The sequence below is a fragment of the Nostoc sp. genome (assembly GCF_036919555.1).
GTDB lineage: Bacteria > Cyanobacteriota > Cyanobacteriia > Cyanobacteriales > Nostocaceae > Nostoc.
In genome coordinates, this window is sequence record NZ_JBALCS010000101.1 from 1 (window position 1) to 5,014 (window position 5,014).

Below are 5,014 nucleotides of genomic sequence, written 5' to 3' on the forward strand. Positions count from 1 at the left end.
TTCTTCAATGGGCGGCGCTGGCAGATGTTTTTGTTGACGCAGGTCTGGGTTGCCTTTTCGCGCTAGACGTTTTCTACTCATGATGTATCACTAATTACATCAATTCAGATATTCTGAGATTACATCTTCTGCGTCCTTTTTGCTTAAGTTGACACCAATGGGCATTGCAAGAATCTTCAATCCCTACGGCTTGGTGCAGTCACTCATGGGGGAAACTCCCCAAGACCGCGCTGCTTCACCAAAATTTAAAATTTAAAATCTAAAATTCGGTGATGGGAATGTCACGCTTTGCCAGATATTGGTACATCTGCCAACGTGCATCTACTTCAGCTTGCGCTTGTTCTAATAAGTGCTTGGCTACGTCAGGTTTGCTCTTGGTGAGCATTTTGAAGCGATTTTCTTGATACATCGAATGTTCTACAGATTGCTTAGGCGATCGCATATCCAATTGCAAAGGATTCTTACCCTGTTTGAGTAACTCTGGATTATGCCGATATAGCAACCAACGACCTGATTCTACCAGAGTTTTCTGATGATTCATCCCTGTGGTCATATCAATGCCGTGGGCGATGCAATGGCTATAAGCAATAATCAGTGATGGACCATCATAAGCTTCCGCTTCCAAAAATGCTTTCAGAGTATGTTCATCTCTAGCACCAAGGGCTACACTCGCTACGTAGACATTTCCGTAGGTCATGGCAATCATCCCTAAGTCTTTTTTTGGTGCAGGCTTGCCACTGGCGGCATATTTAGCAACTGCTGCTCGTGGCGTGGCTTTGGAAGATTGACCGCCTGTATTAGAATACACTTCTGTATCCATTACTAAAATGTTCACATTTCGACCACTGGCAATTACATGATCGATACCGCCAAAATCAATATCATAAGCCCAACCATCACCGCCAACAATCCAGACGCTTTTTCTCACCAAGTAATCTGCAATCGATTTTAGATTTTGGATTTTGGATTTTAGATTGGGGTCAAGAGTTAGAATTTTATCTAACCTCTGCTGCAACAGTTCTATCCTTTCGCGCTGTTCCCAAATGTCAGCCTCAGATTTTTGTTCAGCTTTGAGGATAGACTGAGCAAGGTTTTCATCTATTTCACTCCCCAATTGTTGCAATAGTTCCGCCGCAAACTCAGCTTGTTTATCGAGAGAAAGACGGAAGCCAAAACCGAATTCCGCGTTATCTTCAAATAGATTATTAGACCACGCTGGGCCGCGTCCTTGGGCGTTGGTTGTCCAAGGAGTAGTGGGGAGGTTCCCACCATAGATTGAGGAACAACCTGTAGCATTGGCGATGACGGCGCGATCGCCAAACAATTGTGTTAATAATTTTAAATAAGGTGTTTCACCACAACCTGCACAAGCACCAGAGAATTCAAATAAAGGTTCTTGCAGTTGTTGTTGGCGAATCTGGTTTAATTTTAGCGATCGCCTGTCAGGATTGGGTAAACTCAAAAAGAAATCCCAGTTTTTCCGCTCTTGCTCTTGTAAAGGTAGCTGCTGTGCCATATTAATCGCTTTCCGCAATGGCTCAGATTTATCTTTAGCAGGGCAAATATTTACACAAATAGTACATCCTGTGCAATCTTCTGGGGCAACTTGAATAGTAAATTTTTGATTGGCAAAGTCTTTATCTTTTGCACCAGTTGATTTAAAGGTTCCCGGTGCATTGACTAACTCATCCACTTGATAAGCCTTGGCACGGATGGCACTGTGGGGACAAACCATCACGCACTTACCACATTGTACGCAGACATCCGGCTCCCACACAGGTATCTCTTCGGCAACGTTACGTTTTTCCCACTTGGCAGTACCTACGGGAAAGGTGCCATCAACTGGTAGTGTACTAACAGGTAAGTCATCACCTTCCCATACCATGATTTTGCCCAGAACTTCTCGCACAAATTCGGGAGCGGAGTTAAGAGTAGAGACGCGATTAATCGCGTCTCTACACGAGTTAGGAGTGAGAATTGTCTGTGGTACATGAACTTTATGCAAGTTGTCTAAGGTGTTGTCTACAGCTTGCAAGTTCATGCGGACAACTTCTGTGCCTTTTTTACCATAAGTCTTATCAATCGCTTGTTTGATTTTAGCGATCGCTTCTTCTTGTGGCAAGACACCCGCTAAGGCAAAAAAGCATACCTGCATAATAGTGTTAATTCTTCCACCCATGCCACTTTCGCGGGCAACCTGGCTAGCATCGATTACATATAACTTCAAATGTTTCTCGATAATTTGCTGCTGCACCTTCAGTGGCAAATTTTCCCAGACGTTATCTGCATCATAAGGACTGTTAAATAGCAAAGTCGCCCCAGAAATAGCAGCCTTCAAAACATCTATGCGTTCCAGAAATCCCCAATGATGGCAACCAATAAAGTTGGCTTGGTCAATTAGGTAAGTGGAGCGAATTGGCTCTTTGCCAAAGCGTAGGTGAGAGACAGTCATCGAGCCAGATTTCTTGGAGTCATAGACAAAGTAGCCCTGGGCGTAATTGTCGGTTTCTTCACCAATAATCTTGATGGAGTTTTTGTTAGCCCCAACAGTACCATCAGCACCTAATCCATAGAACATTGCCCGAACAACATTATCTGATTCTGTAGAGAAGTTGGGATCAAAACTCAAGGAAGTATGACTAACGTCGTCATTAATCCCAATAGTAAAGTGATTTTTTGGTTTAGCTTGGGCAAGGTTGTCAAAAATGCCCTTCACCATCGCCGGAGTAAATTCCTTAGAAGAAAGACCGTAACGACCACCAATAATTTTGGGCAGAGGGGCAGGGGGCAGGGGGCAGGGGAGAAGATCCTCCCCTCTGCTCCCTGCTCCCTGCTCCCCTGCTTCTTCTCCCCACGCTTCATGAATTGCAGCCACAACATCCAAATACAACGGTTCCCCGGCGCTACCTGCTTCTTTGGTGCGGTCAAGAACAGCGATCGCTTTTACACTAGTTGGCAATACTGCAACAAATCTTTGCACATCAAAAGGGCGATAAAGTCGCACTTTCACTACACCAAGTTTTTCACCACGGGCGTTAAGGTAATCTACTGTTTCATGGACGGTTTCACAACCTGAACCCATAAGAACGATAACGCGCGAGGCATCGTTGGCCCCGTAATATTCATAGATTTTGTAATACCTTCCCGTGCGTTCTCCAAATTGATCCATGATGCGCTGGACAATTTCTGGACAGGCGTTGTAGTAAGGGTTAGCGCCTTCACGTCCTTGGAAGTAGACATCGGGGTTTTGGGCAGTACCCCGCAAAACTGGACGATCTGGCGTGAGGGCACGGGCGCGGTGGGCGAGTACTAGGTTATCGTGGATGAGCGATCGCAAATCGCTATCTGACAGCAGTTTGACCTTCTGCACTTCATGGGAAGTGCGGAAGCCGTCAAAGAAATGCATAAACGAGACTCGCGCTTCTAGGGTAGCAGCATGGGCAATGAGAGCAAAATCTTGACTTTCCTGCACCGAAGCGGAACACAGCAAAGCAAAACCAGTAGCACGAGCTGCCATCACGTCGCTATGGTCACCAAAAATTGATAAAGCGTGGGTAGCCAGGGAGCGGGCTGCAACGTGAACCACAGCGCTAGTCAGTTCACCAGCAATTTTGTAGAAGTTGGGTATCATCAACAATAATCCCTGAGATGCTGTGAAGGTGGTACTCAGGGAACCTGTTTGCAATGCTCCATGCACAGCACCAGCGGCTCCTCCCTCGCTCTGCATTTGCACAACACTGGGAACAGTACCCCAGAGGTTGGGACGACTTTCTGCTGACCAAGCATCAGCCCATTCACCCATTGCTGAAGAGGGGGTGATGGGATAAATGGCAATCACTTCATTTAATTTGTAAGCGACACGGGCGACAGCCTCATTCCCGTCAATAGTTGCAAAGGTTTTGTTCATAATATGATTTTTGTCCCCGCCTCTAAGCTGGATTATTCAGAACGTGTAAATATAAGAATCAGAAATAGCCAGAGCCAACAAATCAGTGAACACGAGTTACTGATAACTGTTAAAAGGGGGATATTATCCGAACTGCACTGAGATTTACCCTTGTTTCAAAGATGATTTGCTGATGGCTTTTCTGACTTTTCACGGTATCTGGAAAACCTCTCTCCTAAAAAGAGAGAGACTTTGAATTTTCCCCCTTCCCACGTTGGAAAGGCGTTAGGGAGTTAGGTTTTTTGTGGGCTTTTCCATACAACGTAAAAAGTCAGGATGATTTTCGGCTCTTCAGTTAACTTTAAATAAATACTGCATCTATTAATATCTCATCCGCAATATTGCATCTATTAATATGTATTAATAATGTACTCAATAACCAAAGTCTCTGTTCGATAAGACTTTAAAGCAATTTATTCTTTTTTGTGGGGTATGGGGTCGGGCATTGGTGTCAACTTAAGGTAAAACCCTTTTCAAACCTCGTTTCCAGCCAGAGGCTGGAAATACTATTCATTGTGGCTCTGTCGCCAGTAAGGGAGGCGGAGCCTCAACGACGGGTATTCCCAGTCTGAGACTGGGAACGAGATAAGAGATAGTCAATTAGATTTCCGATCTTTGGGCAATTTCCTGATTTGTGGAATATTTTTGATCAGAGATTCCCGACCCCCATTGGTGTCAACTTAAGAAGATTTTGCCCAAATTTGCTGGGTGTAAGCGTCAATCTCTCGGTGACGCTTACGCCTAGTTTTGACTAATCCAAAGAGCTTTTGATGTTCCACAAGATAAGGAACAGCGTCACGGAGATAGCAATGAAAATATTTCTTTCTCGATTTCTTCAATGGGCGGCGCTGGCAGATGTTTTTGTTGACGCAGGTCTGGGTTGCCTTTTCGCGCTAGACGTTTTCTACTCATGATGTATTACTAATCACATCAAATCAGATATTCTTAGATTACATCTTCTGCCTCCTTTTTGCTTACAGCAATTTGATATCAAACCAGCCACAAAGATTGTAAACTTGAAAGATGTAAAAAAACAGATTATTTAGAGATGGCAGCATATTCGATTGA

General features: G+C 44.4%; 1 protein-coding gene. It reads right to left on the minus strand.

What is annotated here, in order from left to right:
- Positions 1 to 259: 259 nt before the first annotated feature.
- A complete protein-coding gene (gene nifJ / locus V7K36_RS28490) occupies positions 260 to 3,907 on the minus strand; it encodes a pyruvate:ferredoxin (flavodoxin) oxidoreductase (protein WP_335121014.1) in 3,648 nt (1,215 codons plus the stop codon).
- Positions 3,908 to 5,014 lie beyond the last annotated feature (1,107 nt).